Here is a 26,416-nt window from a genome sequence, read left to right on the forward strand (position 1 = left end):
GGAGGCGTCCCGGGCTTCAAGGTCACCTCTGGTAACGTGCCATAACATTCCGCTAATACATGAACGGGCAGCAGCGGTGGAGCTCCGGGACATCGAAATCTTCCTCACGCTGGCGGAGGAACTGCACTTCACCAGGACCGCCGAACGGCTCCATGTCACCCAGGCCCGCGTCAGTCAGGCCATCAAGAAGCAGGAACGCAGCATCGGGGCTGCTCTGTTCGAGCGCAGCAACCGTCAGGTGACGCTGACACCGATCGGCCGACAGCTTTTCGACGACATCCAGCCCATGTACCGCGGCCTGCACGACGGCATGGACCGGGCACGACTCGCCGCTCGGGGCAAGACCGGAGTGTTGCGCCTCGGCTCCATCGCCGTCAATCTCCACGACTTCCGCGCGCTGTTCGACGCGTTCGCCGAAAGCCATCCCGAATGCGAGGTCCAGCTCCGGCACATCGACTTCGGCGACCCCTTCGGACGGCTGCGAGCCGGGGGCGTCGACATCCAGATCGTCTGGCTCCCCGTCAAGGAACCGGACCTCACCGTCGGCCCGGTCATCTACACCGAACCCATCGTGCTGGCCGTCGGGGCGAGTCATCCCCTGGCCAGTCGCGACTCGGTCACCTACGACGATCTCGCGAACGAAACCGTCATGGGTGGTGCCCGGCCCGACTACTGGCGAGAGATCCTGGTGCCCCTACGGACCCCCAGCGGACATCCGATCCGGATCGGCCCGTCCGTGTCCAACTTCCAAGAAATGATCCCGATCCTCGTTACCGGCGAGGCGGTCTCACCCGTCCACGCCCAGGCCGCCCGCTACTACGCGCGGCCCGACATCGCCTACGTGCCGATCCGTGACGCCGCGCCGGCCCGATGGGGCCTCATCTGGCGTACCGGCAACGAAACCGAGCTGATCCGAGCGTTCGCCCGTACCGCAGAGCAGCTCAACCCCGTCGACCACCCACCCGCGCCGCCTTCCGGAAGCGCAGAGGCGACGGCTGGTTCCAACGAATAGGAGCTTCACCGGTTCGCGACAGCGCCCGTCGACACGCGCGATCACTCCACCGTCCAGGCGATCGCGGGAGGGCGGACCCGAGCGCACAGGGGCCCGCCGGCGGCATCGGTCAACCCGAGCCGGCCGACCAGCATCCCGGTGTCCTCGTGTGCGGCGCGGAGCAGTTCGGTCGGAATATCAGTGAACATCAACTTCGCCCGTCTGAACATCGCGAAGCCGTCATCGGTCACCGCGCCCCAGCTCAGGTACAGGAACCGTGCTCCGGGGCGCCCGTGCACCCACGGTCCGCCGACATCCAGCATCCCGTCGATCTCCCGGCTGGACACCTCGAAGCTCCACGTCGCCCGCGCCGCGTCGGCCGGCACCTGGTCGACCACGTCGGCCTTGCACTGGACCCCGACGTGCACGTTGCGCAGCCGCAGCGCGTCGGCATCCGCGCCGGCGCGCCGCCCCGGGAGGTCGGTGCCGTCGATCCGGATCCGCACACCAGTCACTCTAGTGTCGTACGCCTGCCGGTAGGACCGAAGGCAGGACACGTGCCGCGGACAGGTGGGCCGCGACACCGATCCCGGCGTCGCGGCCCACAATCCCCTCTCCTGACTACTTCTCCTGCGGCAGTGCCCGCAGGACCGTCAGCGTCACGCTGTTGTTCTGGTAGGACACCCGGAACAGGCGGCCGCCCGCGTTCAGGACCCGGTTCTCGGGCAGCGCGTGGAAGCTGCCGCTGACCGAACTGCCGCTCATGATCGTCAACACGGTGCCCGGGGTCAGCGATCCGCGTACGTCCAGGTCCAGCTCACCGGCCAGCGCCAGCTGGCCCGCGGCCCGGACGCTGGTGTAGTCGTGGTCGCCCGAGATGGTCACGGCGAGGCGACCTTCCCGGCCGATGTTCACGTTCCCGCCGACGTTCAAGATCTTGCCGGCGGTGGCGGGCACGTCGGTGATGTGCTCCGCCTCCTCGGACGACAGGCCGGGCTGCAGCACGCCGCTGGTGACGGTGACGCTGTCCCCCACGCTGCCGCTGCCGCCGAGCGTGCCGCCGCGGACGTCGATCGAACTGGTGTGCGCGCCGGCGATCGACAGCTTGCCGGCCTGGACGGTGCTCGTCCCGTGCCAGGTGTTGGAGCCGGTGAGGAACAGCGTGCCGTCGCCCTGCTTCGTGAGGCTGCCCTCGTAGGCGCGTGCCGTGCGGGCCTGCTCGCGGCGGGTCCCGATGGCGAAGTCCGACTTGTCGACGTCGCTCGCGTCGGCCGGCAGGCCCTGCGTCCATCCCTTGGCGACCTTGGTCGCCTCCCAGGCGGCCGCCTCGGCGGCGTCCTCCTGCTGGCGTGCCCGGATCGCGACGTCGGAGATGTCGTTCGACCAGACGTCGTTCTGTCCCCGCAGGTCGGCCACGAACGGCCCCAGCAGCTGGCCCGGGCCCTTCATGGCCTCGCGCAGGCTGACCGTGTGCCAGCCGTTGCGGTTGTCGGGAACCTGCACGATCTGGCCGCGGGTGGGGTTCTGCACGGCAATGCCGGCCGCGTCGTTGATCGTGTTGTTCTGCCGGCCGGTGGTGAACATCGTGTAGAGCGCCTGCTCGTTCGTCATGTACGGGAAGCGCTGCATGATCAGCGACAGGGCGGCCGCCGAGTGCGGCCCGGCCATCGACGTTCCCGACGAGCTCCCGTAGCGGGCCTGCGGCACGCCGTTGACGACCGACACGGTGGTGCTGTTGATGCCGTTGCTCGGCGCCGTCACGCAGGACCACTTCGCCACACCGCACTGGTTGAACGCCTGCTGGCCGGGGACCAGGACCGAGCCGTCAGGGTTGAACGTACGCCCCAGCGAGGGGTTGATCCCCGACGTCGTGTACCAGCGGCCCTCCAGGTCGGGCAGGAAGTACGGCGCGGCGCCTCGCGGCGACGGGTTCACGTAGCCGCTGTTACCGGCGGTGAACTGGATGACGGTGCCGGTGCGCGCGGTGTCGAGGGCGCCGTTCAGCCAGCGGACGGTCGCGCCGTTCGCGTCGACGACGCCGTCCGGGGTGGACCAGAGGCGCCACGCCGTGTTCAGACCGAAGCCCGCCGGGCTGCCGGGCGGCGCGTCATACGTGTTGTAGTTCTCGGTGTTGGGCTGGCTACCCCAACTGCTGGTGATGATCCTGATGGGCTTGCCGTTCGCCGTCTGGGCCGCATTCACGGCCCGGTAGACGTTGGCGAGGTAGGCGTCGTCCGGCCGCTGAGCGGCGGTCGCGGTCGCCGGCAGGAGACCGTAGAGCACGCCGTCCGTCTTGTGGGTGTTGCCCATGTACACGTTGCTGTTGAACGCGACGCCGTGCATGTTGGCGGCGGGTCCGGAGGGTTGCGTCTCGCCGACGCCGTCGCGGCTCGCACCGATGGTCCCGGTGACGTGCGTGCCATGGCTGTCGTTGAACGCCGGGTCGTAGAACCCCGACGTGGGGCCGGTCTCGCCACCCTGGGTTTCCACGGACAAGTAGCGGTCGCCGATCGCGTAGTTCGTCGCGAGGCTGCCGTGCTCCCGGACGTGCCCGGCGAAGACGCCCGAGTCGACGACGCCGACGTTCATTCCCGTGCCGGAGTAGCCGGCGGCGTAGGCGAACTCCGCTCCCATCGACACCAGGCCGGCGTCCCGGTTGAACTCCGGGGTACGCCAGCTCGCCGGGTCACCGAGCCGGCCGGGATCGCCCTCATAGGACGTGATCGGCGGCGCGGGCGAGTCCGCCCGCGCGGGTTGCGCGACGACGCCGAGCACCACAATCGGTGTCAGCGTCGCGACCAGCCCCGCTTTCATACGTTTAGCGATCCGCATTTCCGCCCCCATTCAAGATCGTCTAGGCGCGATGCTAGACCTGCATCCATATCGGAGCAAGCCGTTGCCGGACACATTTGTGTGTACCTCTGAAGTGCGGGTCGGCGTTGATTCTGCTGGTTGAATCGCTGCGATTGTCCGACAGAGGTTTCGCAGGGCGATCCTGGTCTGGGGCAATGAAACGAAATTGACGCGCGAGACGCTATCTACGCGACCAGAAACCAGCCGGAGCACCTCACCACCGGAGGGGAAACCGACTCCGGCCGCCTCGCGAGGCTCCTGGTCGGATGCTCGTGGGTCGCTTGGCAGTGTGGCCGGGATGCGCCATGGCGCCAAAGCGCCAGTTCCCCACCGTTGCCCACCTCGACGGGTGACAGTTCCCTTCACGGATGACCGTGTCCCGCACCGATGTGATCGACAAGGGTGGAGAGAGCATGAGAGACACCGCCAGCGCTGGCGCACCCCTGACCAGCAGGTCGTCGTACTCCCGGTGGTCCGTGTTCGCCGGCGCGGCGGCGACCCTCGCCGTGCTGGTGGCGCCGTCGGGCGCCTCGGCGAGCACGACCGACGGTGCGCCGGCGGCCAGCACGACCACGGTGGCCACCACCGGCGTGCCGGCCGGCTTCGCTCCCACGTCCACGTCGTGGACCAGTCCCACCGACGGCTGGGTGCTGGGCTTCGCGTCGTGCCGCGCCGGTTCGTGCCCGACCCTGGTCAGCACCTCCGACGACGCGCGGACCTGGCAGCAGCGCACCGCGCCACGGGTGTCGTCCACCCCCGACCAGACGAAGATCCACTTCGCCAACAAGCTCGACGGGTGGGCCACCGACAGCGGGGTACTCCTGGCCACGCACGACGGTGCCGGCACGTGGCAACGCGTGCGGCTGCCCGGCGCCGCCGGCTCGGCCAGCATCTCCAAGCTGGCGTCGACCGACCGGTACGCCTATGCGATCGTCACCTACGGGGCCAGAGGCGCCATGACCACCCAGCTCTACTCGTCGCCCCTCGGCGAGGACAACTGGCAGCCGGTTGCCGGCGTCGCGGTGCCGGGCAGCGGCGGGTGGGACATCACCACCAACGGTTCGGCCGCCCACGTCGCCCTCGGCGTGATCCACACGTCGCTCCGGCAGTGGTCGACGGCCAACGGCAGCGACTGGACCGAGACGCAGCCGGTCTGCTCGGCGGGCACCGCGGTACGGCTGAGCAGCACCACGCCCGATGACGTCGAGGGCATGTGCAGCTTCAACGCGGAGCGCGGCAACATGCAGAAGCTGCTGGTCGAGTCGACAGGCGGCGCTGCGCCCGTCGTGCTGGGCCAGGCGCCGTACCCGGGGATCACCACCGGGTTCGCGACGGCCTCGACCGGTTCCGCCGTCGTGGCCGGTGTCGGTGGGGGTGCGAGCTGGTTGCACGCCAGCTTCGACAACGGCGTCACGTGGGAGTCGCCCCTGGCGATCTTCGACGCGCAGCTTCCGATGCTCGACCTGGACTTCCAGGACGCCGCGCACGGCGTGGTGGTCTGGGGTGGGCCGGCATGGTCGGGAGCCGCCGTGTACCGCACCGTCGACGGCGGTCACACGTGGAGCCCGCTCACGCTCTGACGTGACGGCGGTCCGGGGACCAGTTCGGTCCCCGGACCGCAGGGGTCAGTCGTTGTCGGTCATCCCGTAGCGATCGCGCGCCTCCTGAACAATCTCGGGCTTGACCTCGCCGCGCCGGGCCAGGGCTGCGAGGGCCGCGACCACGACCGACCGGGGGTCGACCCCGAAGTGGCGACGGACGGCCTCGCGGGTGTCGGAGAGGCCGAAGCCGTCCGTGCCGATCGAGTGCCAGTCCTGCGGCACCCACTGGCTGATCTGATCCGGGACCGCCCGCATCCAGTCGCTGACGGCGAGCACCGGGCCGGGGGCGCCGTCCAGCACCCGGGTGACGTACGGAATCCGGTCCTCGCCCTTGAGCTGCGCGGCGTCACAGTCCAGAGCGTCGCGGCGCAGCTCGCTCCAGGAGGTGGCGGACCACACGTCGGCCGCCACGCCCCAGTCGGTGGCGAGGAGCCGCTGGGCTTCCAGTGCCCAGTGGATGGCGGTGCCGGAGGCGAGGAGTTGCAGACGCGGGGCGTCCGCCGCCAACGCCTCGGCATCGGCTTCCTGGAACCGGTACAGGCCCTTGAGGATGCCCTCCTCGACGGCCGCGCCCGGCGGCATGGGCGGTTGGACCTTCGCCTCGTTGTAGACGGTCAGGTAGTAGAAGATGTTCTCCGCATCCGGCCCGTACATCCGGCGCAGACCGTCGCGGACGATCACGGCGATCTCGTACGCGAAGGCCGGGTCGTAGGCGATGGCCGCGGGGTTGGTCGAAGCGATCAGGTGGGAATGGCCGTCCGCGTGTTGCAGGCCCTCGCCGGTCATCGTGGTACGGCCGGCGGTGGCGCCGATGAGGAAACCGCGGCCGAGCTGGTCGGCGAGCGCCCACATCTGGTCGGCCGTCCGCTGCCAGCCGAACATCGAATAGAAGATGTAGAAGGGGATCATCGGCTCGCCGTGGGTGGCGTACGACGTGGCGGCGGCGGTGAAGTCGGCCATCGATCCGGCCTCGGTGATGCCCTCGTTGAGGATCTGGCCGTTCGTGGCCTCCTTGTAGTACAGGAGCGTGTCGCGGTCGACCGGGTCGTACGTCTGGCCGTGCGGCGAGTAGATCCCGGCGGTGGGAAAGAGCGACTCCATGCCGAAGGTGCGCGCCTCATCCGGGACGATCGGCACCCAGCGCCGGCCGGTCTCCTGGTCCCGCATCAGGTCCTTGACCAGGCGGACGAAGGCCATAGTCGTCGCGATCTCCTGGTTGCCGGACCCCTTGGCCAGGGCCTCGAAGGGCTTGGCGGACGGCGCGGGCAGCACCACCGGGTGGACCCGGCGAGCCGGGGCGGGGCCGCCGAGCGCGGCCCTGCGCTCGTGCAGGTAACGGACCTCCGGCGAGTCCGCGCCGGGGTGGACGTACGGCACCACGTCACCGTCGAGCCTGCTGTCGGGGATGGGGAGTTCGAGCAGGTCGCGCAACGCGCGGAACTCGTTGCCGGTCAGCTTCTTCATCTGGTGGTTGGCGTTGCGCGACTCGAAGTTGGGGCCGAGCGTGTACCCCTTCACCGTCTGGGCGAGGATCACCGTCGGTGCGCCCCGGTGCTCGACCGCGGCCCGGTAGGCGGCGTACACCTTGCGGGGTTCGTGGCCCGCCCGTGAGGCGCGGAAGCACTCGGCGATCTTCGCGTCGGTCAGCACCTTCGCCATCTCGGCGAGCGCGGGATCGGCTCCGAAGAAGTGCTCGCGGATGTAGGCGACATCACGGGCCGCGTACGTCTGGAACTGCCCGTCGGGAACCTCCCGCAGTCGGCGTACGAGCGCACCGGTGGTGTCGAGCGCGAACAGGTCGTCCCAGGCCGAGCCCCAGAGCGACTTGACGACGTTCCAGCCCGCCGCGCGGAACTGGGCCTCCAGCTCCTGGACGATCTTGAAGTTGGCGCGCACAGGTCCGTCGAGCCGCTGCAGGTTGCAGTTGATCACAAAAGTGAGGTTGTCCAGGCCTTCGCGAGCGGCGAGGGCGAGCGCGGCGGTCGACTCGGGCTCGTCCATCTCGCCGTCGCCGAGGAACGCCCACACCCGTGAGGCCGAGGTGTCCTTGATGCCACGGTGCTGCAGGTAGCGGTTGAACCGCGCCTGGTAGATCGCGGACAGCGGGCCCAGGCCCATCGACACGGTGGGGAACTCCCAGAGCCACGGCAGCCGGCGCGGGTGCGGGTAGGAGGGCAGCCCGTCGCCGCCGGCCTCCTGCCGGAACCGGTCGAGGTGGCCCTCGGTGAGCCGTCCGTCGAGGAAGGCGCGGGCGTAGATGCCGGGAGCGGCGTGGCCCTGGAGGTAGAGCTGGTCACCGGAGCCGTCGGCCTCCTTGCCCCGGAAGAAGTGCTGGAAGCCGGTCTCGTAGAGCCAGGCGGCGGAGGCGTAGGTGGCGATGTGGCCGCCCAGGCCGTAGCGGCTGCCACGGGTGACCATGGCGGCGGCGTTCCAGCGGTTCCAGGCCGTGATGCGCCGTTCCGTCTCCTCGTCGCCCGGGAACTCGGGCTCCGCGCCGGTCGGGATGGTGTTGACGTACTCGGTCTCGAGCAGCTTCGGCAGCGCGAGGCCGGAGCCCTCGGCGTGTTCGAGAGTTCGGCGCAGGAGGTACGAGGCGCGGTGCGGCCCGGCCGCCGCGGTGACGGCGTCGAGGGAGGCGGCCCACTCGGCGGTCTCCTCGGGGTCGCGGTCCGGGATCTGATCGAGTGGGCTCGACTGCTTTCGCTCGCTGGTGGTCATGGTGGGCCGCCTTTCCGACAATTCCGGATCTCTCGCGGGTTCGCCATCAAGGACCAGGTGGCCCGGGGATTCGTGACAACCGAACGGGCCCCCGCACCGCGCGCCGCAGCGATTCGGATCACAGAACGGGTATGCCGGCCCTCGGGCGGCAACCGGCGCACCGCAACCAGGTGGACAGCGGAACCCGGCAACGGGGACGGGCGGCAGCCAACGGGAGGAAAGAGACGTCATGCTCGACCACGAGGCCTCGACGGATGCCGTACGGGCCTTCGACGCCGTCCGGCCCCGGCTGTTCGGCATCGCCTACCGGATGCTCGGCAGCGTCCACGACGCCGAGGACATCGTCCAGGACACCTGGCTGCGGTGGCAGCAGACGGACCGGAGCGCGGTACGGGACGTGACGGCGTTCCTCGTCACCACGACGACCCGGCTCGCCCTCAACGCGGCGACCTCGGCTCGCGCCCGTCGAGAGTCCTACGTCGGCTCGTGGCTGCCCGAGCCCATCCAGACCTCCGCCGACCCGGCGATCCGAGCCGAGCAGGGCGAAGCGCTGGGACTCGCGTTGCTGCTCCTGCTGCAACGTCTGAACCCCATCGAGCGCGCCGTGTACGTGCTCCGCGAGGCCTTCGACTACCCGTTCCGGCAGATCGCCGAGGTCCTCGACATCACCGAGGCGTACGCGCGGCAACTCGGGCGCCGGGCGCGCGCCCATCTCGCGGAGGAACGGCACGCGCCGGTCGCCCCCGCCGACCACGGTCGCCTGCTCCACTCCTTCCTCGCCGCCGCACGCTCCGGTGACCTCGGCCAACTGGAGGACCTGCTGGCGGAAGATGTCGTCTCCTACGCCGACGGCGGCGGCACCGTCAGCGCGGCCCGGGTGCCGGTCACCGGCCGGACCAAGGTCGCCCGTTACCTCGTCGGCCTCGCGGCGAAGTTCGGCGCGCAGGTCTCGCTGGACTTCACCGAGGCCAACGGCCAGGAGGCCGTCCTCGCCCGCCGGGCAGGGTCGGCGGTGGCGCTGTGCACGATCGATGCCTCCCCCGACGGGATCGCACGAGTATTGATCGTGCTCAACCCCACCAAACTCGCCCGCTTCTAGCCATGCCGGGATGCGCTCGCCGTCCCCTCATTCCCGCGCGGCTCCGAACGCGCCGTACGCATCCGTGACCGCGCCCGTGCCGGCGCAGCGGGGAAGGGCCGCCCCCGTGACGGATCAGCTGGCAGCGACCGAGGCCAGATAGTGCTCCGCGGCGTCGGGTGTCATGAACCAGTTCTGGAAGTCGTTGGGGTCGGAGAAGCCATTGGCGAACCGGCGGGCGATGGTCGGGTTCATGGAGGCGGCGCCGAGGATCTGCTGCACGTGTGGAGGCAGCGGCTGGAGCATGGCATTTGTCCAGGCGGTGACGGCCCGCCCGGCGCCCTCCCAGAACCGTTCGAACGTCTGGCGCATCCACTCCTGGTCGAACGGCTGGTCACCGCGCTCCACGATCGAGCCCAGGTAGGAGTACGCACACTTCGCGGCGGTGTTGCTGCCCTGGCCGGTGATCGGGTCGTTGGCGACGACGACGTCGGCCATGCCGAGGACGACACCGCCCGAGGGCAGCTCCGCCACAGGTTGGCGCACGGTCGGCGTGTATCGGCCCGACAACGTGGCTCGGCCGTCGGTCAACTCGACGTCGGCGCACCGGTCGTAGATCCATGGCGTGTACCGCCGCGCCAGATCCAGGGTCAGCTTGAGGTGCTCGGCCGGGTCAAGGCGGTCCTTCCACAGGTCGAGCGGGCCGTCGGGGACCGCTTCCCAGAAGAGAATCTCGCAGGGCCCGGACAGGGTCAGCGCGGGGATGACGAACAGCTCCCCGAGCCCCGGCACCGCGTTGAAGCTGACGTGTGGGACCGGCCACAGCGGATCCGGTGACATGCCGTGCACGTAGGCGACGGCGAGTCCCCGCTGGGGCGCGGTGTACTTCGAGCGCTGCGCGTCCCGGTCGAAGACGCCCACCAGGTCGCCCTTGCCGGCGGCGACGATGGTCAGGTCGTAACGGCCGAGCCTGGTCAGGCCGTCCAGGTCCGCGGTCGTCACACCCTGGTAGTGCACGGTGCCACCGCGCTGCTCGAACAACTCCAGCCAGGCGGCCATCTTCAGGCGCTGGTCGGTGCTCTGCGCCGGACGATCCAGCGGGCACGGGATGCGCAGGGCACGCTCGCCGGGTGGGGCGGACAGGGACACGTGCAGCCCCTCGACGCGTGGTGCCTGCTCCTGCCAGAGGTCCAGCCCGTACTGGCGCTCGGTGTCCAGCGCCGCGGCGAACATGGCCTGGGTGCTCATCACCCAGCCCCGACGGATCTCATCCGGTGTACGGGCCGACATGATCGTCACGTCGTATCCCTCGGCGAGCAGACTCAGTCCGAGTTGCAAGCCGGACTGGCCGGCCCCGACGATCAGAATCTTCCGCAACTGATGCCTCCAGGTGAGTGAGCTACCGGAGCGCGAGCGCGCCCGGGACCAAACCGGCGGTACGGGTCATGGTGTGTTCGACGACGGCCAACAGGGCCCTCGCCACCGACGCCGGGTCGCGTACGTCGCAGGCGATCAGCGGAACGTCGGCGGACAGCGTGAGGGCGGCGCGGACGTCCTCGAGGTCGTGCGTCAGCATCCCGTCGAAGAGGTTGACGCAGACCACGAACGGCACGTCGCTGTCCTGCTCGAAGTAGTTGACCGCGGGGAACGACGCCTCCAGGTTCCGGGTGTCGGCCAGGACGAGCGCCCCGACGGCACCTCGGCACAGGTCGTCCCACATCGGCCAGAACCGTGGCTGCCCGGGTGTGCCGAACAGGTACAGCACCAGGTCCGAGCCGATCGTCAGCCGACCGAAGTCCATGGCCACGGTCGTGGTCGTCTTGTCGATCCCGGGGTCCAGCCGGTCCACCGTCTCGCTCGCCGCCGTCATCCACGCCTCGGTGTTGATCGGGGGAATCTCGGAGATGGACTGGACGCAGGTGGTCTTGCCGACGCCGAAGCCACCGGCGATGACGATCTTCGCGGAGGTCAGCAGGGGGCTGTCAGGCAAGCTGGCGGAGGCCATCGCGCAGTCTCTCCAGGAGGTGAAGATCAAAGGGGGAGGTGTAGCTGCCGGCGTGGATCTGCAGCCGGTCGGTGGCGGCCAGGTCGTCGACCACGACGCGCGTCACGCCCAGCGACACACCGCAGACCGCCGACAGCTCCGCCACGGACCTGGTCTGCCGGGCCTGCTCGTACAGCGAGCGCGCCTCGGGCAGCAGGCCCGAGGCGAAGACCGCGTCGTAGAACGGCACCGACACCAGCGTGTGCACCAGCAGGTGTTGTCGGGTGCGTGTGCGTCCCCCGGTCAACACATAGGGCCGCACCTTCCAGTAGGTGGTGGGCACGTTCGCTCCCTTGGCTCTGGCCACTCAGCGGGGTGGTTGGCTGACGGTGAGACGGTGCAGGTCGTGGCGGACCTGCGGGGTCAGGACGTGCCCGACGGCGCTGACGAACTGCGTCATGTGATACGAGACGACCCGCAGGTCGCAGCCGGCGGCAGCGGCCACGGTGAGGCCGGCGGACTCGCCGACCCGCATGAACATGAGGTGTCCGCGCGGCAGCCGGACGGTCAGGTACTCGGACGCGCCGAGGTCGAGCAGGTCCGCGCTGCGGTCGGCCATGCTGAGCAGTCCCGCGGTCAGGGCGGCGAGTTGGTCGCCCAGGTCGCGGGAGACCTCGCGGGATGCGGCGAGCTGCAGACCGTCGAGCGACACGATGAGGGCGTGGGTCACGCCTGGCACGTCGTCGGCGAACTGGCGCACCAGCCACCCGAAGTCCTGGTGCCCGGAGGCTGCCGCGTGCGGTCCCCCGTTACCGCTGCTGGGGTGAGTCATGGCAGGTGTCCTTCGGGTTTCACGGTTGGAGGTGCCTGTGCGTCGGTGATGCCGGCGGCGAAGGCCGCCGTCTCGTCCGGCCACGTGTCCCGATCCGACGAGGATCGGTGCCCTGGTGCCGGATCGGCGTTCCGCGGCTGGTCTCCGCCGCCGGGGCGGCCACCGGCGCGCACGCTCTCGCGTACCCGACGGGGCAGGCCGCCGCCGCTGGCCACCGGCTGGGGCGCTGCGGCACGGGAGCCGTCGCCGGTCGGCTGGCCGTGGACCAGTGTCAGGCGCGAGGTGGGACCATGTGCGCCGAAGGGCGCCCCCGGCGGCCCACTTCCCTGCCGGGCTCGGCCCTGCGTCGGCGGGCGGGAGGTCGTCCCGGCCGGTCGCTGCGACGGCGGTGGCGGCGCGGGTCGCGCCTGCGGTGCGGGCGCCATCTCGCACAGCAGCGGCGCGGGCACCAGCACGGTCGCGGTCGTGCCGCCCGAGGGCCGGTTGGTGAGAGCGACCCTCAGGTGATGGGCGCGGGCCAGGTACGAGACGACGACAAGGCCCAGATGCGCGGCGGGATTGTCTGCGACGGGTGCGGGTGCGGCGCCGGCCAGCATGGCGTTGAGTCCCGCGAGCTGGTCGGGTCGGACACCGACGCCGGCGTCCTCGACACGCAGCAGCACGCTGCCGTCCTCGGTGATGAAGGCGGACACGATCACCGGCGAGCTGGGCGGCGAGAAGCGGGTCGCGTTGTCCAGCAGCTCAGTCAGCACGCGGATCACGTCGTCGGCGGCGAACTCCACAACCCCGAGGTCCACCACATGTCGGACCTGGATGCGCGGGTAGTGCTCGGTGGCCGACGTGGCGGCCCGCACCACGTCCACCAGTGAGACCGTCTGCCGGTCGGCGTCCTCGACCCGCCGGCCGAGGAGAACCTGCAGGTTCTCGGCATGGCGGCGGATACGGGTGTTCGCGTGGTCGATGCGGTAGAGCCGTTCGAGCCGCTCCGGGTTCTGCTCGTCGGCTTCGACGACCTCGAGGTGGCTGCCCATCTGGTACGCCGAGGCGAGGATGCGCAGCGCGAACTGTTCGCAGATCGCCGGCCACAGGCTGTCCACACGCTCCGGCCGTGGCGACGGGTCCGGTGGGGTCGGCTCAGGCGCCTCAATTACCGCCCGCTGCGCGACGCCGGGGTCGAGCCATCTGGCCAACCGTTGTCGCCACGTCGCGGGATCGCCGTCCATCGAGTGCATTGCCACAGCTTGGTGTTTCACGATCTATCCGACCTATCGGTTATCTCGTGTTTCGACACGGTTGTGGAGTAAACCAGCGCCTCCCGCCGATTGCAACGGTTCAGAGCCGAGTGGGAGAAACCTTCCTATTCACCTTGTGCCTCCGGCCCGGTCCGTCCGTCGCGGCCCGGGTCGTCCCGGCGTCGGCCGTGCCATAGCGGGCGGGACCGGGGGTCGGGGTCCCGCCCGCCATGGAGGTGGCCTACGCCGACCTCTCTCAAGGGACAGGCGCTGATGATCGAAATGCTGTTACGGGGTGAGCCGCAGCCGGTACGTCCGGGTCGGCGTCAGGTGCGGGGGGCCGTCACGGCGGCCTGGGCGTCGACGATGCCCCAGCCGTAGACCGGCGTGTAGACACCGCGCAGGCCGACGACCGGGGTGCGGGCGGTCGCCATCAGGACCGAGTAAACGTTGTCGAGGCTGCGCTGCTGGGCGAAGAGCAGGGCCGCGACTCCCGCCACGTAGGGGGTGGCCATCGACGTGCCGGCGTAGGCGTCGTAGTCGCCCTGCCCGCAGGTGGCCGTGCCGGCGCCCACCGGGACGCTGGACCACACGTCGTCGTCGCAATTGACGAGGCCGGCCCCACCGGGGGCGGCAACCGCCTTCAGGTCAGCTTTCACGCCAAGGTTGGAATACCACGGCTTCGCCTCATTCCGGTCGGTGGCGGCGACGCAGAGAGCGCCCGGTTCCCAGGCCGGGGTGTCGCAGAGCGGTGCCGTCTCGTTGCCGGCGGCGGCGATGACCGCGACGCCCTTCGCCTGCGCATACGCGATCGCCTCCGTCGCCGCCGACTCCAGGCCGGTGAGGGTGAGTGCCTGGGATCCCGGCAGCGCACCGAGGCTGAGGTTGATCACCTTGGCACCGTGGTCGGCCGCGTAGCGAATGCCCGCGGCGATGTCGGCGAAGCTGCCGCTGCCCGCCTCCAGCACCTTGATCGGCATGATCTGCGCGGCGGGAGCGACTCCCGCGACGCCGACCCCGTTGCTGGTGGCGGCGGCCGCGATGCCCGCGACGTGCGTGCCGTGCTCGTCGCTGGCGTCGGGCTGGCCGTTCGGGCCCCGCCAGTCGCCGTTGCCGCAGGAGATGGAGCCACAGTCGACGAAGGTCGCGCCGGGCACGAGCTTGGACGCCAGATCCGGGTGGTTGAGGTCGACACCGGTGTCCACGACCGCGATCACCACACCGGCACCCGTGCTGGTCGCCCAGGCCTGCTCGGCGTGGATCTGCCGCAGGCCCCACTGCTTGTCGTACAACGGATCGGTGACGGCTGCCTGGGCGGGTGTCGCGGCGCCGACGACGACGAGCGCGGCGGCCAGGGCGGTGCCGGCGAGTTTTCGAGCGATCGACATGAGACCTCTCCTCGGGATGCGACAGCGTTACATCCATGAATCGGTGATCATGGTCGAGACGCAACAGCGACGGCCGTCTCCCATGGGCGACGGCATCCGTCGGGCGAGGCGGTGGCCGGTCGTCGAATCAGGCCGACCAGCGACGCCAGGCGCGCCACGCCGGCCGGCGCCGGGTGAGCGCGGGCCACCTGGCCAATCGCGGTACGGGCGACCGGTCGCACCCGGACGTCACTTGACGGCCCTGCCACGCCCGGACGGCCCAGCAACTCAGGGGCGACGAAGCTCAGCGCGCAGGTGGTTCGCGAGCCGGTAGCACCTCTCACGAAGTGCGGCCAGACGATCGTTCACCGGCCGTCAGCTCCTGCAGGCACTGGTCGAACGGACTGTCCGCCGCCTCGGCCACACGACCCCCTGTGTTCACCGAATGATCCTGGTCCGCGACGCTACAGACCCCAGCAGGGCCGCGCGGACACCGCAGGCCGTGCCTTGGCACTCACCGGACCCGCGCTGCTCAGCCGACCGGTCCCGTTGCGGTGTGCGACCGTACCGCCGGTTCGAGCAGCGACAGCGTCCGCTGTCGCGCATCGAGGCCGACGCGGATGCCGACCGGCATCGGCAGATTCGGGCCGGCGTGTCCGAACTCGACGTTGCCCAGGACCGGGATGTCGCGATCGCCGAGCACGTCGAGGACCATCTCGGGCAGGGTCGGGGATGAGTCGGGCGCCCCGAGCCCGTCGATCGCGTACGGGACGCCGACGACCATGCCGGAGATCCGATCGAGGATGCCGCAGTGCCGCAGCACGTGCAGATAGCTCCACACGTACGAGGCTTGGCCGCCCATCTCCTCCCAGAACAGCACCGCGCCGTCGAACGATTCGAGCGGCAGCGCGTACGGCGTCGCCTGCGCCAGCACGATGCGATTGATCACCCCGCCGATCAGCCGGCCTTCGGTACGACCGGCACGCCAGCACTCCCACGACGGGGTGGCGGGCAGCGCCCCGATCGCCTCCGTACCGGTCAGCAACGTCGAGTAGAGCCTTTCCAGTTCCGCTCGGCGCGCTGCCGGCGCGGCCTGCCACGCCCCGCCGAGTCCCGGCGTGGCCAGGTCGGCATGGAACCCGACCAGACCCGTGCGCGCGTAGAGCACCAGATGCAGCAGTGAGATGTCGCTGTAGCCGAGGATCGGTTTGGGGTCGGCAGCGACCGCCTCGAAGTCGATCAGGTCGAGGTAGCCCAGCGCCGTCTGCCCGCCGTCATGCGCGATGATGGCGCGCACCTCAGGATCACGCAGCAGAGCATTGAACTCCGTGGCGATCTCCGCCGGCGTATCCGCGCTCCACCAGTGGTGCCGCCCCGCTTCGAGGAGCGGTGCCCGACGCACGCGGAAGCCCATCCGTTCGAGCACGACCACCGCGCGATCGAGGTCGGGCTCGTAGACGGCGTGCAGCGGCCCGGACAGCGATGCGATGACGACGAGCTCCCCGGGCCGCAGGGCACGAGGTCGAAGCAGTTGAGGCAGTGCAGCGCCGGTCACCGCCGCAGTGTCCCAACACGCGCAACAGCACGCCACGCACTTACCGATCGACCGCCCAGCAGGCGGCGCACCGAGCGTGGTCGACGTTCCGCGACTGCCCCAGAGGCGGGCGTCAACGTCGCAGACGTACGCCCGTCGCCCGAAGTCCGCGCCTCGGCCTGGGCCATGTCCGCCTTCCCGTGACTGCCCACGTCCGGGTCACCGGCCTCCCGAGCCGCATCGAACAATTCCCGGCCCGCGGCGATCGGATGTGCCCAGTATCGGCTGGCGTTGGCGTGGTTAGGCGTGGCTGCCTACGGTCACCGTGCCGATGGTCAGCTGTGGTCTGCCCTCCAGGATCGCCCCGATACGTTCCACCTGGTCGTCGAGATCCCGACGATCGGCGAGGGTGAGCGGGGTAGGCGGCTCGACCGTGATGTGCAGCTTGCGTCCGGAGCGGCGGTAGTGCCAGATCCCGGCAATGATGCCGTCGATGAGCAGTACCGGAAAGTTGCCGGCCTGGCCACCGGAGAGCGCGCGTTGCGCGGCAGGTCCGGGGAAGAGCTGCTCGCGCGGGTGGCAGCCGACGGTGTAGGCGTCGAAGTACGGCAGTAGCCGCACTCCGTACGGTGGCACGGGTGCCGGCGCGGTGTCGCCGGCCGAGACCCAGGCGACCGTGCCGGCGACGTCGACCTGTTGCAGTTCCTCCGCGAGGGAGTTGAACAACTGGGTCGCCCAGCGGCGAGGCGTGGACAGCCACTGCGCGAACTGCTGCGGCGTGGCCGGCCCGTACGCGTGCAGGTAGCGCCGGACCAGGCCGGCGAGGGCGTCGGGTGCCGGGGCAGGCTGGAGCCCGGGCAGCCACCGTTGCGGGCTGGTGTAGGTGACCTTCCGGCCACGGTTCGGGCCGAAACAGAGTGCCCCGCGGTGTGCGGCAAGGTGCATCGCCTGCCGCCAGCGCGGCCACATGCCCCCGAACGCCGGCACGACCGGGTCGGCGGCCCAGGAGCCGGTGCGGGCGACCACCGCAGCGGTGAGTTCGTCGATGGTCAGTTCCGCGTCGGCCAGTGCTTCCGCGATGGCCGCGACGACCTCGTCGGTCTGTTCTGCGGTCAGCCGTGCGTTGGCGGGCATGCTGTTCGAAGGTGGTGGCAGCGCGCCGAGCGCGCCGAGCGCGCCGGTCCACAGTGTTAGGTCACGCATCGGTAGCAGGTGTACGGTACCGCGCGGGCCGAATGTCTTGACCAGGCCGCGTTCGTTCCACAACGCGTTGCGGATGTCGTTGCGGGTGGCACCGGCTACGCGCAGCCCGATGGACACCTCAGCGGCGGGAAGCACTTGAGCGTGCGCGCCGCACATGGCGGCAACAGCATCGGCGGGTCTGCCGTCGCGTAGCGGAGCGGACAGCCCGTGCCGGTCGAGCCGCCGGCCCCACACATCGGGCCAGGACAGCCGCGGCACAACGATGGAACGGTTGGTCATGCAGCAAGTCTCTCGGTGTCGTGGTTCGTGTGGGCGCTGCGGCGGAGGAGGTCAAGGTTGGCCACAGCCAACCTCGACCTCCTCGGTGCCGTCAGCGGAACTGGCGGAAGAACTCCCGCACGTCGCCGATCAGGAGGTCGGGTGCTTCCATGGCGGCGAAGTGCCCGCCGCGGTTGAACTCGGTCCAGTGCACCACGTTGTGGTCGCGTTCGGCGAGGGGCCGGATGGTGAGGTCGTTGGGGAACACCGCTACCCCGGTCGGTACCGATGAGCGCGCCTGGGCCTGGCCCCAGGTGCGGGCGCCTTCGTAGTAGATGCGGGCGGCGGATCCGGCGGTGCCGGTCAGCCAGTACACCGAGACGTCGGTGAGGATCAGGTCGCGGTCGATGACGTCTTCGGGTAGGCCGGCGCTCGGGTCTGTCCATTCCTTGAACTTCTCGACGATCCACGCGAGCTGGCCGACCGGTGAGTCCGTGAGGGCGTAGGAGATCGTCTGCGGCCGGGTCGACTGGACGATCGCGTACCCGGACATGTCCCGGCCCCAGGTCGTCATGAGCGCGAGGCGGGCCTGGTCGGCCTCGGTGAGGCCGACCAGCTCGGCCGGATCGCCGGAGGGGAAGGTGCCCAGGTTGTTGACGTGCACGCCGATCACGTGATCGGGATCGATGCGGCCGAGCTCGGGGGAGACGATCGCTCCGGTGTCCCCGCCCTGCGCGCCGTAGCGGTGGTAGCCGAGGCGGTTCATCAGTTCGGCCCAGGCGCGGGCCACTCGGCTGGTGTCCCAGCCCGGGGCGGCGAGCGGGCTGGAAAAGCCGAAGCCGGGCAGTGACGGGGCCACGACGTGGAAGGCGTCGGCGGGGTCGCCGCCGTGTCGGGCGGGATCGGTCAGCGGCCCGATGATCTTCATGAACTCCACGATCGAGCCGGGCCAGCCGTGGGTGAGGATGAGCGGCAGTGCTTCCGGCTCGGGTGAACGCACGTGCAGGAAGTGCACCTGCTGCCCGTCGATGACGGTGGTGAACTGGGGGAATTCGTTCAGCCGTGCCTCGTGGGGGCGCCAGTCGTACTTGGTTTGCCAGTAGTCGGCCAGGTCTTTCAGGTAGTCCAGCGGCACTCCGGCCTCCCAGCCGGCGCCGGGCAGCTCGTCCGGCCAACGGGTGTGGGTGAGCCGGTGGCGCAGGTCATCGAGACGGCCCTGAGGGATCTCGATCCGGAACGGGGTGATCTGTTCGCTCATGAAGATCACGCTACGGGCGAGCTAGGACAGGTCTGGCCCTAGCTCGCTGGCAAACTTGGGGCATGTTGGAAACCTCCGCCCGACTGCTGCGGCTTCTCGGGCTGCTGCAAACCCCGCGTGATTGGACCGGCGCAGAGCTTGGGCAGCGCCTTGATGTCGACGTGCGGACCGTGCGGCGTGACATCCAGAAACTGCGCGACCTCGGCTACCCGGTGCACGCCACCCCCGGCGCGGCCGGCTACCGGCTCGGCGCCGGAACGAAGCTCCCGCCGCTGCTGCTCGACGACGATGAGGCCGTCGCCATCGCCATCGGGCTACGTACCGCCGCCAGCGGCACGGTCACCGGCATCGAGGAAACCTCGCTACGCGCGCTGGCCAAGCTCGAACGGGTACTGCCGTCGCGCGTACGCCACCGGGTCAACCTGCTGCACTCGGTCACCGTCACGGTCCCCGCCGCCGGCCCTACCGTGGACCCGGACGTGCTGACCGTCCTCGCCGCCGTCTGCCGCGACCACCAGCGGTTCCGTTTCGACTACCGCAGCCACGACGGCACCGACTCGGTACGCGACACCGAACCTCACCGGCTGGTCCACACCGGCCGGCGCTGGTACCTGGTCGGCTGGGACACCGACCGGCGCGACTGGCGCACCTACCGGGTCGACCGAATCCATCCCCGCATCCCGACCGGCCCTCGCTTCACCCCCCGACCGGCACCCGACGTCAACCTCGCCGGCTACCTCACCCACGGCGTCTCCACCGCCCCCTACCGCTACCAGGCTCGGATCACCCTGCACGTGCCAGCCACGACCGCCGCCGAACGGATCCCGCCCACAGTCGGTGTCATCGAAGCCGTCGACCCGCACACCTGCCTACTGCACACCGGATCCAACTCCCTCGACGAACTCGCCATCTACGTCGCACTGCTCGGCTTCCGCTTCCAGATCCACGAACCACCCGAACTGGTCGCACACATCCGCGACCTCGCCACCCGACTCACCGACGCCGTCCGCTGACCGCCACACAACCCCTCAGAGGTGCCGGCCGCTCCGTCTCTCCCTAGGCTGCTCACGTGAACGACAGCGCGGCCGTCGAGACCGTACGTCTTTTCAAGATCAAGCGCCCCGGTGGCGTCTTCTGGTACGACCTGCAGCGCGTCGGGCAGGATCGTGACGGGACGTGGCTGCGAGGTCCGGTCGGTTCGGCATGGGGCGCCCCGCACGACCGCGGCACCTTGTCCGTGCCCGTTGTGGTGTTGCTGGCAGCGGATCGGCCGTGGGTCGCGTGGTGGGTCGGTGATCTCACCGATCGACGACTGGAGGTCGATGTATGTCTCCCACCGGAGATCACCGAGGCCGGCTGGCAGTACGTCGACCTTGAGCTCGACCCGGTGTGTCACGAGCCGGACGGACGAGTCGAGATCGAGGACTGGGACGAGTACGACGACGCCTGCCGGAACGGCTGGATGAACCCGAACGACGCCGAGCTTGCCAGGACCACGGCGCAGCATTGCGCGGAGCTGCTCCGGCAAGGGACGGAGCCTTGGCTACGGCGCGGATGGCAGGTGCTCGGCCGGCCGATGTGAGTAGTGCGCTCGCGGTCATCGGCTGTGTGCGGCGGATTCGCAGGGGACTCGATCGGCGGCAGATGCGGATGCGCGGCCGCAGCTCCCGCTGGGTGTGGCGGGTTGTGCTGCTCCCACCCCGCGCACCGTCGACAGCGATCTCATCAAATGGGCCGGCACGTCCTGGACGTCGACGTCGAGGCTCTATGCCAGCGTGTGGCCGTCTCACGACTGAATCATGGCTGCAGCGGTCCAGCTGCGCGGGCCGGGCTGGGCCTCCTCCCAACCGGGTCGCTTCAGAAGCGAAAATTCCGCTATAACGAGCGTGTTGTTCCGCTGGCCGACATCGCCCCCTCGGAGTGCTCATGACGACGCACTTGCGTGACCGTCTCGACCAGATACTCCAAGCTGGCCAGGTCGGCGGTCTGCACGCCGTCGCGGCGGTTCGCGGTGGTCACACCGTGCTGGAGTACTACAGGGCCGGCGAAGATTTCGCCTGGGGCGACTCGCTGGGCGTCGTCGAGTTCGGGCCCGGGGTCCTGCACGACATCCGGTCCGTCACCAAGAGCGTGACCGTCCTGTTGTACGGCATCGCGCTCGGCGAAGGACTGGTCCCGCCGCCAGCGGAGCCGCTCCTGCAGCGGTTCCCGCAGTACCCCGACCTGGCGGCCGACGCCCGGCGTGCCCGGCTCACCGTCGAGCACGCGCTGACAATGGCGTTGGGCGTGGAGTGGCGCGAAGATCTCCCGTACAACAGCCCAGCCAACGCCGAGATCGCGATGGAGCTGGCACCGGACCGATACCGGTACATCCTGGAGCGGCCGATCCTCGAGCCGCCCGGCACCCAATGGACCTACTGCGGCGGCGCCACGGCTCTGCTCGGCCGACTGATCGCCGACGGCACCGGGCAGTCGCTGCCGCAGTACGCGCAGGCCGTGCTGTTCGCGCCGCTGGGCATCGGCAGCTTCGAGTGGATGACTGGCGCGGACGGAGTGGCCTCCGCCGCGTCCGGGCTGCGACTCGCGCCGCGCGACCTGGCCAGGCTCGGCGAGCTGGTGCTGGCCGAGGGAACCTGGGACGGTCAGCGGGTCGTCCCCGCCGACTGGATCCGCATGATGCTCCAGCCACGCCTGCAGACCAGCTGGGGCGCGCAGTACGGCTACCAGTGGTACATCGAATCCATCGAGGGCCATCGGCTGCTGGCCGGCATGGGCAACGGCGGCCAGCGCCTGTTCGTCCTGCCCCACCTGGACCTCACCGCGGCCATCACCGCCGGCAACTACGACGAACCCGACCAGTGGCGGACCCCGCTCACGGTGCTGGAACGGGTCATCCTTCCCGCGATGGCTTGAGGCACCGCGCCCGCCGGTCAGCCCATCGGCAGGGCGCACATCTGGGCCGGACGTCAGCTCATGCGTGCGGTCGAGACCGCCTCTGCGTTCGCCGGAAAAGCACCCGCGTCACGGCACCCGATCGACATCCGGTCGTCTGCAGAGCAGCACCGCAAGCCGCGAGCGGTCAAGTAACCCTGCGTATCGTGCGGATCGCGGCAGATGCGTGCGTTCACACACTCACCGAACTCGGTCAGCCTCCAGGGGAATCGTGCTCGCTCGGGCGGCCCAGGCGTCGACGATGCGGTCCAGGGTGCGCCTGCCCCACCGGCTCATCGTCGGGTTGGAGTCGAGGTAGTACCAGACCAGCCCCATCGCCTGCTGGAACGCCCAAGCCATCCCGCGCCCCCACTGGACGTCGCCGCATCCGAGCTCGCGGCGGAGGATGCCGCGCTGGGTCTCGTCGAGGAGGTGCCAGGCCGCCACGAGGTCGAGCGCCGGGTCCGCCGGACCGAAGCCGCCGCCGTCCAGGAGGCCGACGAGACGGCCGTCCTCGACGAGGACGTTGGGCGGGATGAGGTCGCGGTGGCACATCGCGTCCTCGTCGACCTCGGGCAGCGTCCGAAGCTCCGCCCAGATCCGCCGCAGGAGGGGTACGTCGAGCAGGTCCTCGCTCTGCCGGAAGCAGGTCTCGAGCCACTCGTCGTGGTCCGGGAGGTGCCCGCCGCGACCGACGCCGTCGAAGCGTCGCCCGCGGGTGTCGTCGGCGCGCATCCCGGCGATGAGCTCGGCCAGGTCATGGGCGAACGCGTTCGACCCTGCGGGGTCCTCGACCGTCGCGTCGTGGCCGGGCAGCCAGGTCTGGACGCTCCACGGCAGCGGATAGCCCGCGCCCGGCTCCCCGAACGCCACCGGCTCCGGGGTGGGCACGGTGGCGGCGTGGGCCAGTTCACGCGCGGCCTCGGCCTCTGCCGCCAGCGACGCGCGGGCCTGCGCCGGGTTGCCAGCGGGAAGCGGGCGGCCAGGTCGTCGCCGATCCGGAAGATCGCGTTCACGGTCCCGGGCGTGCGCAGCTCGGTGATCGGCAGTCCGCGCCACTGAGGGAACTGCACCTCGACCAGCCGGCGGACGGTCTGCGCGTCGACGTGGAGCTGGTCGGCGTGCATCGTCATGCCGCCATCCTCCCGTAGGCGACCGCGGGTGTCCTCCGACTTTCGCGCGGCAGGCTCGGGCCCGTCATCGCCCGAACAGCCGCCAGCGCCCGGTCGAGACGACGTCCATCTTGTCGCCGCGGACCCGGATTGCGGAGTCGTCGTCGAGCAGGTAGAGCGGGAAGTCCGCGCTCGCCGCCAGCCGGTCCGCCCATGCCTCGTCCCGGTTGGGGAAGGACGGGGAGTCGAGATGCGGCTTGACACACCAGTCGAACAGCGGGCAGGCCGACTTGATCCGCTCCTCGCCCGGATGCCTGACATGGTCCGACGGCTCGCTTCAGGGCGTGTAGGAGTGGGGCCCTCCAAACCAACGGCTCAGGTAATCGGACTGAATCTCGCCCGTCAGTAAGCCGACGAGGGCCGCGGAGAAGCCGGCCTGGTACTGCTCCCAATACGGCCCTTCCTCCTTGAACACCACCGGCCAGTCCTCGGGAGCCGCGCCAGGCTTGACGTGCCAGAAGAGCAGGTCGCCGTGGCCGGTGTGTCCCCACGAGATGAGGTTGTCACCGGGATGGAACCAGGATGGGACGTCGTCGCGCTGCGGTTCCCACTGCGACGAGTCACCCAGGTGCCAGCCCCCGGAGGCGTTGTCGGGTCCTCCGAAGTCCAAGCGAACGCACTCGTGGGCCCAGGCGTTGTGCTGCACCAGGTCTGCCCAGTCGCGCGGTTCGTCGGGGGCGCACACGGTGACGTGACCGTCAACGAGGCCGGCACCGTAAGCGTCGGTGAACCGCTTGTAGTCCTTCGGAAGTGTGACGCCCAGCTCCGCCTCGACAGGTGACCAGTCGAATCCGCCCCCGGCTGCAGTTTCAAGCGCCGGTAAACCCAGAAGCCCGGCTAGGGCCTCGGTCACGTCAGTCCCGGTGCTGCGATCTCTCGACAGCCGGGGGTCCTCATGCTCAGCTACGCGTTCTCCGGAGAGGATGTCGTCGGGTCGGAGTTGGTCGCCGCCGGAACCGGTGACGATGGCGTGAGACTCGCTGAGTTCCACCACGACCAGGTCCACGTCCCGCTCCTGTGTGCCGTGTTCGTCGCATGCACGATCGAAGCGGTCTCCAGGACGAGCCCAGTGCCGTGGGTGATACCCCGGCTCACCCTCCAGACGCCAGCCTTCAGCGGCGGCCCCGACAGACTCCACGAAAAAGCTCAGACGCTCGATACGCACAGGCAGCATGGTGCACGACGGCCGGATGCACACCGACGTCGCGCCTTCCCGTTGCTGCGGTATCCGCACACCGGCACGAGCGCGTGGCGCAACCCGTCGGGCGACGGCGAGAGAACCTAGCGCACGGTCGGCGGCAGATGAGGCAGTTGCGCCTGCGGTGGCGATGTCTAGAGTCTGCGTCGTGACTGACACTGGAGTCGACGTCGACAAGCGCGTTGCCGAAGCGTGGGCGCGAATCGAGGCTGGCCTGAGTCGCATCCTGCCGGCTTCCCTACGGCAGCTCGCAGCGCCGGCCCCGGTACAGGCAATCGATGCGGTGGAGGCCGCCTTGGCCGTGCTACTGCCGCAGGATTTCCGCGCCAGTCTCCGCATCCACAACGGAACCGACCCTGGCCCGATACTGCCGCCCCCTGAGCCCAGCCCGGTACCGATGACTTACCTCTGCGACACCAACAAGATCATCGAGATGACCCGGATGTGGCGCGACAACTATCATCCGGAGCCGGACTGGGACGATCCTCAAGTCTGGGCATACCTGGTCGACCGAGGCGAACATCTCTGCCTGAACGGACCGGTGCGACCGATCATCGGTTCGCCGGGCGCAGTGGTCGTGGGCGACATGAATGGCGACGTGCAGTGGCTGCTCGACTTTGATCCGGCACCGGGGGGAACGCCCGGACAGGTGGTTCGGGTTGATGTCGAATGCGCCTCGTGGGACGTGCTGGCTCCCTCCTGGACACAGCTGCTTGTCCGCTACGCCGAGGATCTGGAACTGTATGCGGCTGATCCTGACAACTCGCCTCTAGAGATCGATCACCTCGCGGGACCGGCGTGCGAATGGGGCAGCACGCCGACGGACTCTTGGGGGATGCGTCCCGCATGGCTCCAGGATGTTCAACCCTGCAGTCCATACACGTCATGACGGCCCCCTGCACGGCTGTCCTCACGGCCGAGTGCGCCACCCACCGCTAAAGTGATCTTGACGCCGCCGGTGTTCTATGGGATCAACTCAGCCACCGAAAGCGCCTCGTCCAGCCGACCAGCGGCCAGGTCGTCGTGACGGATCACGAAACTCCCGTCACTCCGGTAATAGAGCTCGTTGTCTACGGGAAAGTGGGCGAGCGACACCCACTCACTCGTCAGCCGGTGCGTCTCCTTCTCCACATGGGAATACCATTTCGCGACCGGGATGACGATCTCGCCGGTCTTCTCGCGCCACGCGAGGGTCTGCTCCGCAATACTCTTGATTACCTCCTCGTCGGCATACCCGCCGATATAGGCGCTGGCGTACCCGTTGTCAGGCGGCCAGAGATCGTTGGCCAGAGCACAGAGTTCGTCCAGGTGCGGCAGGTCACGCTCGAGGTCACGGGCCAACTGCTGCTGGAAGGGCGACAGGTCGTCCTCGTCCTCGTCCTCCTCGTCCTCGTCGTCCGCCCCGAACCAATCGGGGAAATCCGCGCGCAGCGTGGCGCCGACGTCGTACTGCTCGCCGACGAACGCGTCGTCGGTGGATCCTGTCGCCACCTCGGTATCGGTACCGGCCGGCACATACACGACTCGCCCGTACCTTCGCTCCCCGGTGGCAGCGGCCTGCTCGTGGTTTAGGAAGAACAGCAGCGAGCCGTCCGCCGGCAGGCCGAAGCCGTCGACTCTTGGCAGCGCCGCACAGTCGACCGAGAAGATGAACGGCAACGGACTGACCCCGTCGGACGGCCAGTCCATGCCCACCGGCAGCCGGGGCAACCCACCGAACTGCCCGACCGGAACACCGCCGGATCCCCCGCTCAACCGGATCGACAAACGGAGGTGCTGGATGAACCGGCTGACCTCGTCGTCCGGGATGCCCAACGCGAGCGCTGCACGACGAAACTGCCCCTGATGATCCATAGCGCAACATGGTGCCACGAAGACCCAATGACCAGAGGGCGAGCCCGGCGACCGGGTGCGCCACGGCCCGCACGCGCTGTCGTCGGCATCGCTGCCGCCGTGATCGGGTGCGCACATCTCGGCAGATCCGGTAACCAGGCGGCGCTCTGTATCGAACGTCGCTCGTTACGCCGCGTTACCGACCGGGTGGCTCAGTCGGTCTACAGAAGTCAGCATTCAAGCTGCGCCTGTCCCGAAGGATGGTCCTCAGACGCCAGCGCAGTCGCCGCGACGGCGAGTCTGATCACAGCGCTAGTGCCGTGACCACGAACGTTCACGGTGTTGGTTGACACGCCGTCCGGCCTGTCGGTCT

Annotated in this window: 23 protein-coding genes; 7 read left to right on the forward strand and 16 right to left on the reverse strand. The window is 69.6% G+C overall.

Going from position 1 to position 26,416, the window contains the following annotated elements; genetic code table 11:
• The first annotated feature begins 76 nt into the window (after positions 1-76).
• Positions 77-1,012 (forward strand): LysR family transcriptional regulator, encoded by a 936-nt coding sequence (locus tag ACFOW4_RS12355; RefSeq protein WP_377527221.1) that lies wholly within the window; start codon positions 77-79, stop codon positions 1,010-1,012.
• A 41-nt stretch (positions 1,013-1,053) separates the two neighbouring features.
• On the opposite strand, the gene ACFOW4_RS12360 is transcribed toward ACFOW4_RS12355, so the two are convergent.
• Together ACFOW4_RS12360 and ACFOW4_RS12365 are read right to left on the reverse strand one after the other, a co-directional pair.
• Positions 1,054-1,497 carry a DUF5990 family protein gene (locus ACFOW4_RS12360; RefSeq protein ID WP_377527223.1) on the reverse strand — a complete coding sequence of 148 codons (444 nt, stop codon included), beginning with the start codon at positions 1,495-1,497 and terminating at the stop codon, positions 1,054-1,056.
• A 115-nt stretch (positions 1,498-1,612) separates the two neighbouring features.
• Positions 1,613-3,805, reverse strand: coding sequence for a S8 family serine peptidase (locus ACFOW4_RS12365; protein ID WP_377527224.1), 2,193 nt, complete (start codon positions 3,803-3,805; stop codon positions 1,613-1,615).
• Between the two features lie 452 nt (positions 3,806-4,257).
• Here ACFOW4_RS12365 and ACFOW4_RS12370 point away from each other — a divergent pair, with 452 nt between their 5' ends.
• Complete coding sequence (locus ACFOW4_RS12370; protein ID WP_377527226.1) at positions 4,258-5,424, forward strand: hypothetical protein; 1,167 nt, start codon at positions 4,258-4,260, stop codon at positions 5,422-5,424.
• Between the two features lie 45 nt (positions 5,425-5,469).
• Here the strand turns inward: ACFOW4_RS12370 and aceE are convergent, their stop codons facing one another.
• Positions 5,470-8,163 (reverse strand): pyruvate dehydrogenase (acetyl-transferring), homodimeric type, encoded by a 2,694-nt coding sequence (gene aceE, locus ACFOW4_RS12375; protein WP_377527228.1) that lies wholly within the window; start codon positions 8,161-8,163, stop codon positions 5,470-5,472.
• 229 nt (positions 8,164-8,392) lie between these two features.
• Between aceE and ACFOW4_RS12380 the strand changes: the two genes are divergently transcribed.
• Positions 8,393-9,262 carry an RNA polymerase sigma-70 factor gene (locus tag ACFOW4_RS12380; RefSeq protein WP_377527230.1) on the forward strand — a complete coding sequence of 290 codons (870 nt, stop codon included), beginning with the start codon at positions 8,393-8,395 and terminating at the stop codon, positions 9,260-9,262.
• A 114-nt stretch (positions 9,263-9,376) separates the two neighbouring features.
• Here ACFOW4_RS12380 and ACFOW4_RS12385 read toward each other — a convergent pair whose 3' ends face one another.
• The 9 genes from ACFOW4_RS12385 to ACFOW4_RS12425 all read right to left on the reverse strand — a co-directional run bounded on the left by ACFOW4_RS12385 (position 9,377) and on the right by ACFOW4_RS12425 (position 18,909).
• Positions 9,377-10,618: a styrene monooxygenase/indole monooxygenase family protein gene (locus ACFOW4_RS12385; RefSeq protein WP_377527232.1), complete on the reverse strand. Its 1,242-nt coding sequence runs from the start codon at positions 10,616-10,618 to the stop codon at positions 9,377-9,379.
• 22 nt (positions 10,619-10,640) lie between these two features.
• Positions 10,641-11,246 (reverse strand): ATP/GTP-binding protein, encoded by a 606-nt coding sequence (locus tag ACFOW4_RS12390; protein ID WP_377527233.1) that lies wholly within the window; start codon positions 11,244-11,246, stop codon positions 10,641-10,643.
• A complete protein-coding gene (locus tag ACFOW4_RS12395; RefSeq protein ID WP_377527235.1) occupies positions 11,224-11,568 on the reverse strand; it encodes a DUF742 domain-containing protein in 345 nt (114 codons plus the stop codon). Before ACFOW4_RS12395 ends, ACFOW4_RS12390 begins: the two co-directional genes overlap by 23 nt.
• A 24-nt stretch (positions 11,569-11,592) precedes the next feature.
• The gene (locus ACFOW4_RS12400) at positions 11,593-12,057 is read right to left on the reverse strand and encodes a roadblock/LC7 domain-containing protein (RefSeq protein WP_377527237.1); all 465 of its coding nucleotides are present in this window, start codon (positions 12,055-12,057) and stop codon (positions 11,593-11,595) included.
• The gene (locus tag ACFOW4_RS12405; RefSeq protein WP_377527239.1) at positions 12,054-13,154 is read right to left on the reverse strand and encodes a sensor histidine kinase; all 1,101 of its coding nucleotides are present in this window, start codon (positions 13,152-13,154) and stop codon (positions 12,054-12,056) included. Before ACFOW4_RS12405 ends, ACFOW4_RS12400 begins: the two co-directional genes overlap by 4 nt.
• A gap of 461 nt (positions 13,155-13,615) precedes the next feature.
• On the reverse strand, positions 13,616-14,677 hold the full coding sequence (locus ACFOW4_RS12410) for a S8 family peptidase (protein WP_377527241.1): 1,062 nt from the start codon (positions 14,675-14,677) through the stop codon (positions 13,616-13,618).
• A 511-nt stretch (positions 14,678-15,188) separates the two neighbouring features.
• Positions 15,189-16,211: an LD-carboxypeptidase gene (locus tag ACFOW4_RS12415; RefSeq protein WP_377527243.1), complete on the reverse strand. Its 1,023-nt coding sequence runs from the start codon at positions 16,209-16,211 to the stop codon at positions 15,189-15,191.
• A 279-nt stretch (positions 16,212-16,490) separates the two neighbouring features.
• Entirely contained in the window at positions 16,491-17,672 is a 1,182-nt protein-coding gene (locus tag ACFOW4_RS12420) for a winged helix DNA-binding domain-containing protein (protein WP_377527244.1), read from the reverse strand.
• Between the two features lie 91 nt (positions 17,673-17,763).
• Entirely contained in the window at positions 17,764-18,909 is a 1,146-nt protein-coding gene (locus ACFOW4_RS12425; protein WP_377527246.1) for an epoxide hydrolase family protein, read from the reverse strand.
• Positions 18,910-18,971: 62 nt separating this feature from the next.
• On the opposite strand from ACFOW4_RS12425, the gene ACFOW4_RS12430 reads away from it, so the two are divergent.
• The 3 genes from ACFOW4_RS12430 to ACFOW4_RS12440 all read left to right on the forward strand — a co-directional run bounded on the left by ACFOW4_RS12430 (position 18,972) and on the right by ACFOW4_RS12440 (position 21,822).
• Complete coding sequence (locus ACFOW4_RS12430; RefSeq protein WP_377527248.1) at positions 18,972-19,922, forward strand: helix-turn-helix transcriptional regulator; 951 nt, start codon at positions 18,972-18,974, stop codon at positions 19,920-19,922.
• Between the two features lie 56 nt (positions 19,923-19,978).
• The gene (locus tag ACFOW4_RS12435) at positions 19,979-20,491 is read left to right on the forward strand and encodes a DUF402 domain-containing protein (protein WP_377527250.1); all 513 of its coding nucleotides are present in this window, start codon (positions 19,979-19,981) and stop codon (positions 20,489-20,491) included.
• A gap of 344 nt (positions 20,492-20,835) precedes the next feature.
• Positions 20,836-21,822, forward strand: coding sequence for a serine hydrolase domain-containing protein (locus tag ACFOW4_RS12440; protein ID WP_377527252.1), 987 nt, complete (start codon positions 20,836-20,838; stop codon positions 21,820-21,822).
• A 219-nt stretch (positions 21,823-22,041) separates the two neighbouring features.
• On the opposite strand, the gene ACFOW4_RS12445 is transcribed toward ACFOW4_RS12440, so the two are convergent.
• The 3 genes from ACFOW4_RS12445 to ACFOW4_RS12455 form a co-directional block, all read right to left on the reverse strand.
• The gene (locus tag ACFOW4_RS12445; RefSeq protein ID WP_377527253.1) at positions 22,042-22,899 is read right to left on the reverse strand and encodes a phosphotransferase; all 858 of its coding nucleotides are present in this window, start codon (positions 22,897-22,899) and stop codon (positions 22,042-22,044) included.
• A 138-nt stretch (positions 22,900-23,037) separates the two neighbouring features.
• Complete coding sequence (locus tag ACFOW4_RS12450) at positions 23,038-23,247, reverse strand: Type 1 glutamine amidotransferase-like domain-containing protein (protein WP_377527267.1); 210 nt, start codon at positions 23,245-23,247, stop codon at positions 23,038-23,040.
• Between the two features lie 42 nt (positions 23,248-23,289).
• Positions 23,290-24,177, reverse strand: a complete 888-nt coding sequence (locus ACFOW4_RS12455) for an SMI1/KNR4 family protein (RefSeq protein ID WP_377527255.1) — start codon at positions 24,175-24,177, stop codon at positions 23,290-23,292.
• 181 nt (positions 24,178-24,358) lie between these two features.
• Here ACFOW4_RS12455 and ACFOW4_RS12460 point away from each other — a divergent pair, with 181 nt between their 5' ends.
• The gene (locus ACFOW4_RS12460; protein WP_377527256.1) at positions 24,359-25,099 is read left to right on the forward strand and encodes an SMI1/KNR4 family protein; all 741 of its coding nucleotides are present in this window, start codon (positions 24,359-24,361) and stop codon (positions 25,097-25,099) included.
• A 74-nt stretch (positions 25,100-25,173) separates the two neighbouring features.
• On the opposite strand, the gene ACFOW4_RS12465 is transcribed toward ACFOW4_RS12460, so the two are convergent.
• On the reverse strand, positions 25,174-26,064 hold the full coding sequence (locus ACFOW4_RS12465) for a DUF1963 domain-containing protein (protein ID WP_377527258.1): 891 nt from the start codon (positions 26,062-26,064) through the stop codon (positions 25,174-25,176).
• Positions 26,065-26,416 lie beyond the last annotated feature (352 nt).

The sequence above is a fragment of the Micromonospora sp. GCM10011542 genome, from assembly GCF_042650685.1.
GTDB lineage: Bacteria > Actinomycetota > Actinomycetes > Mycobacteriales > Micromonosporaceae > Micromonospora.

Excerpts from the sequence above, each read along its gene's own strand:
- ACFOW4_RS12430 (WP_377527248.1), top strand. The coding sequence starts at position 18,972 with ATGTTGGAAACCTCCGCCCGACTGCTGCGGCTTCTCGGGCTGCTGCAA.
- ACFOW4_RS12380 (WP_377527230.1), top strand. The coding sequence starts at position 8,393 with ATGCTCGACCACGAGGCCTCGACGGATGCCGTACGGGCCTTCGACGCC.
- ACFOW4_RS12425 (WP_377527246.1), bottom strand. The coding sequence starts at position 18,909 with ATGAGCGAACAGATCACCCCGTTCCGGATCGAGATCCCTCAGGGCCGT.
- ACFOW4_RS12390 (WP_377527233.1), bottom strand. The coding sequence starts at position 11,246 with ATGGCCTCCGCCAGCTTGCCTGACAGCCCCCTGCTGACCTCCGCGAAG.
- ACFOW4_RS12365 (WP_377527224.1), bottom strand. The coding sequence starts at position 3,805 with ATGAAAGCGGGGCTGGTCGCGACGCTGACACCGATTGTGGTGCTCGGC.
- ACFOW4_RS12465 (WP_377527258.1), bottom strand. The coding sequence starts at position 26,064 with ATGGATCATCAGGGGCAGTTTCGTCGTGCAGCGCTCGCGTTGGGCATC.
- ACFOW4_RS12370 (WP_377527226.1), top strand. The coding sequence starts at position 4,258 with ATGAGAGACACCGCCAGCGCTGGCGCACCCCTGACCAGCAGGTCGTCG.
- ACFOW4_RS12420 (WP_377527244.1), bottom strand. The coding sequence starts at position 17,672 with ATGACCAACCGTTCCATCGTTGTGCCGCGGCTGTCCTGGCCCGATGTG.
- ACFOW4_RS12440 (WP_377527252.1), top strand. The coding sequence starts at position 20,836 with ATGACGACGCACTTGCGTGACCGTCTCGACCAGATACTCCAAGCTGGC.
- ACFOW4_RS12400 (WP_377527237.1), bottom strand. The coding sequence starts at position 12,057 with ATGACTCACCCCAGCAGCGGTAACGGGGGACCGCACGCGGCAGCCTCC.
- aceE (WP_377527228.1), bottom strand. The coding sequence starts at position 8,163 with ATGACCACCAGCGAGCGAAAGCAGTCGAGCCCACTCGATCAGATCCCG.
- ACFOW4_RS12410 (WP_377527241.1), bottom strand. The coding sequence starts at position 14,677 with ATGTCGATCGCTCGAAAACTCGCCGGCACCGCCCTGGCCGCCGCGCTC.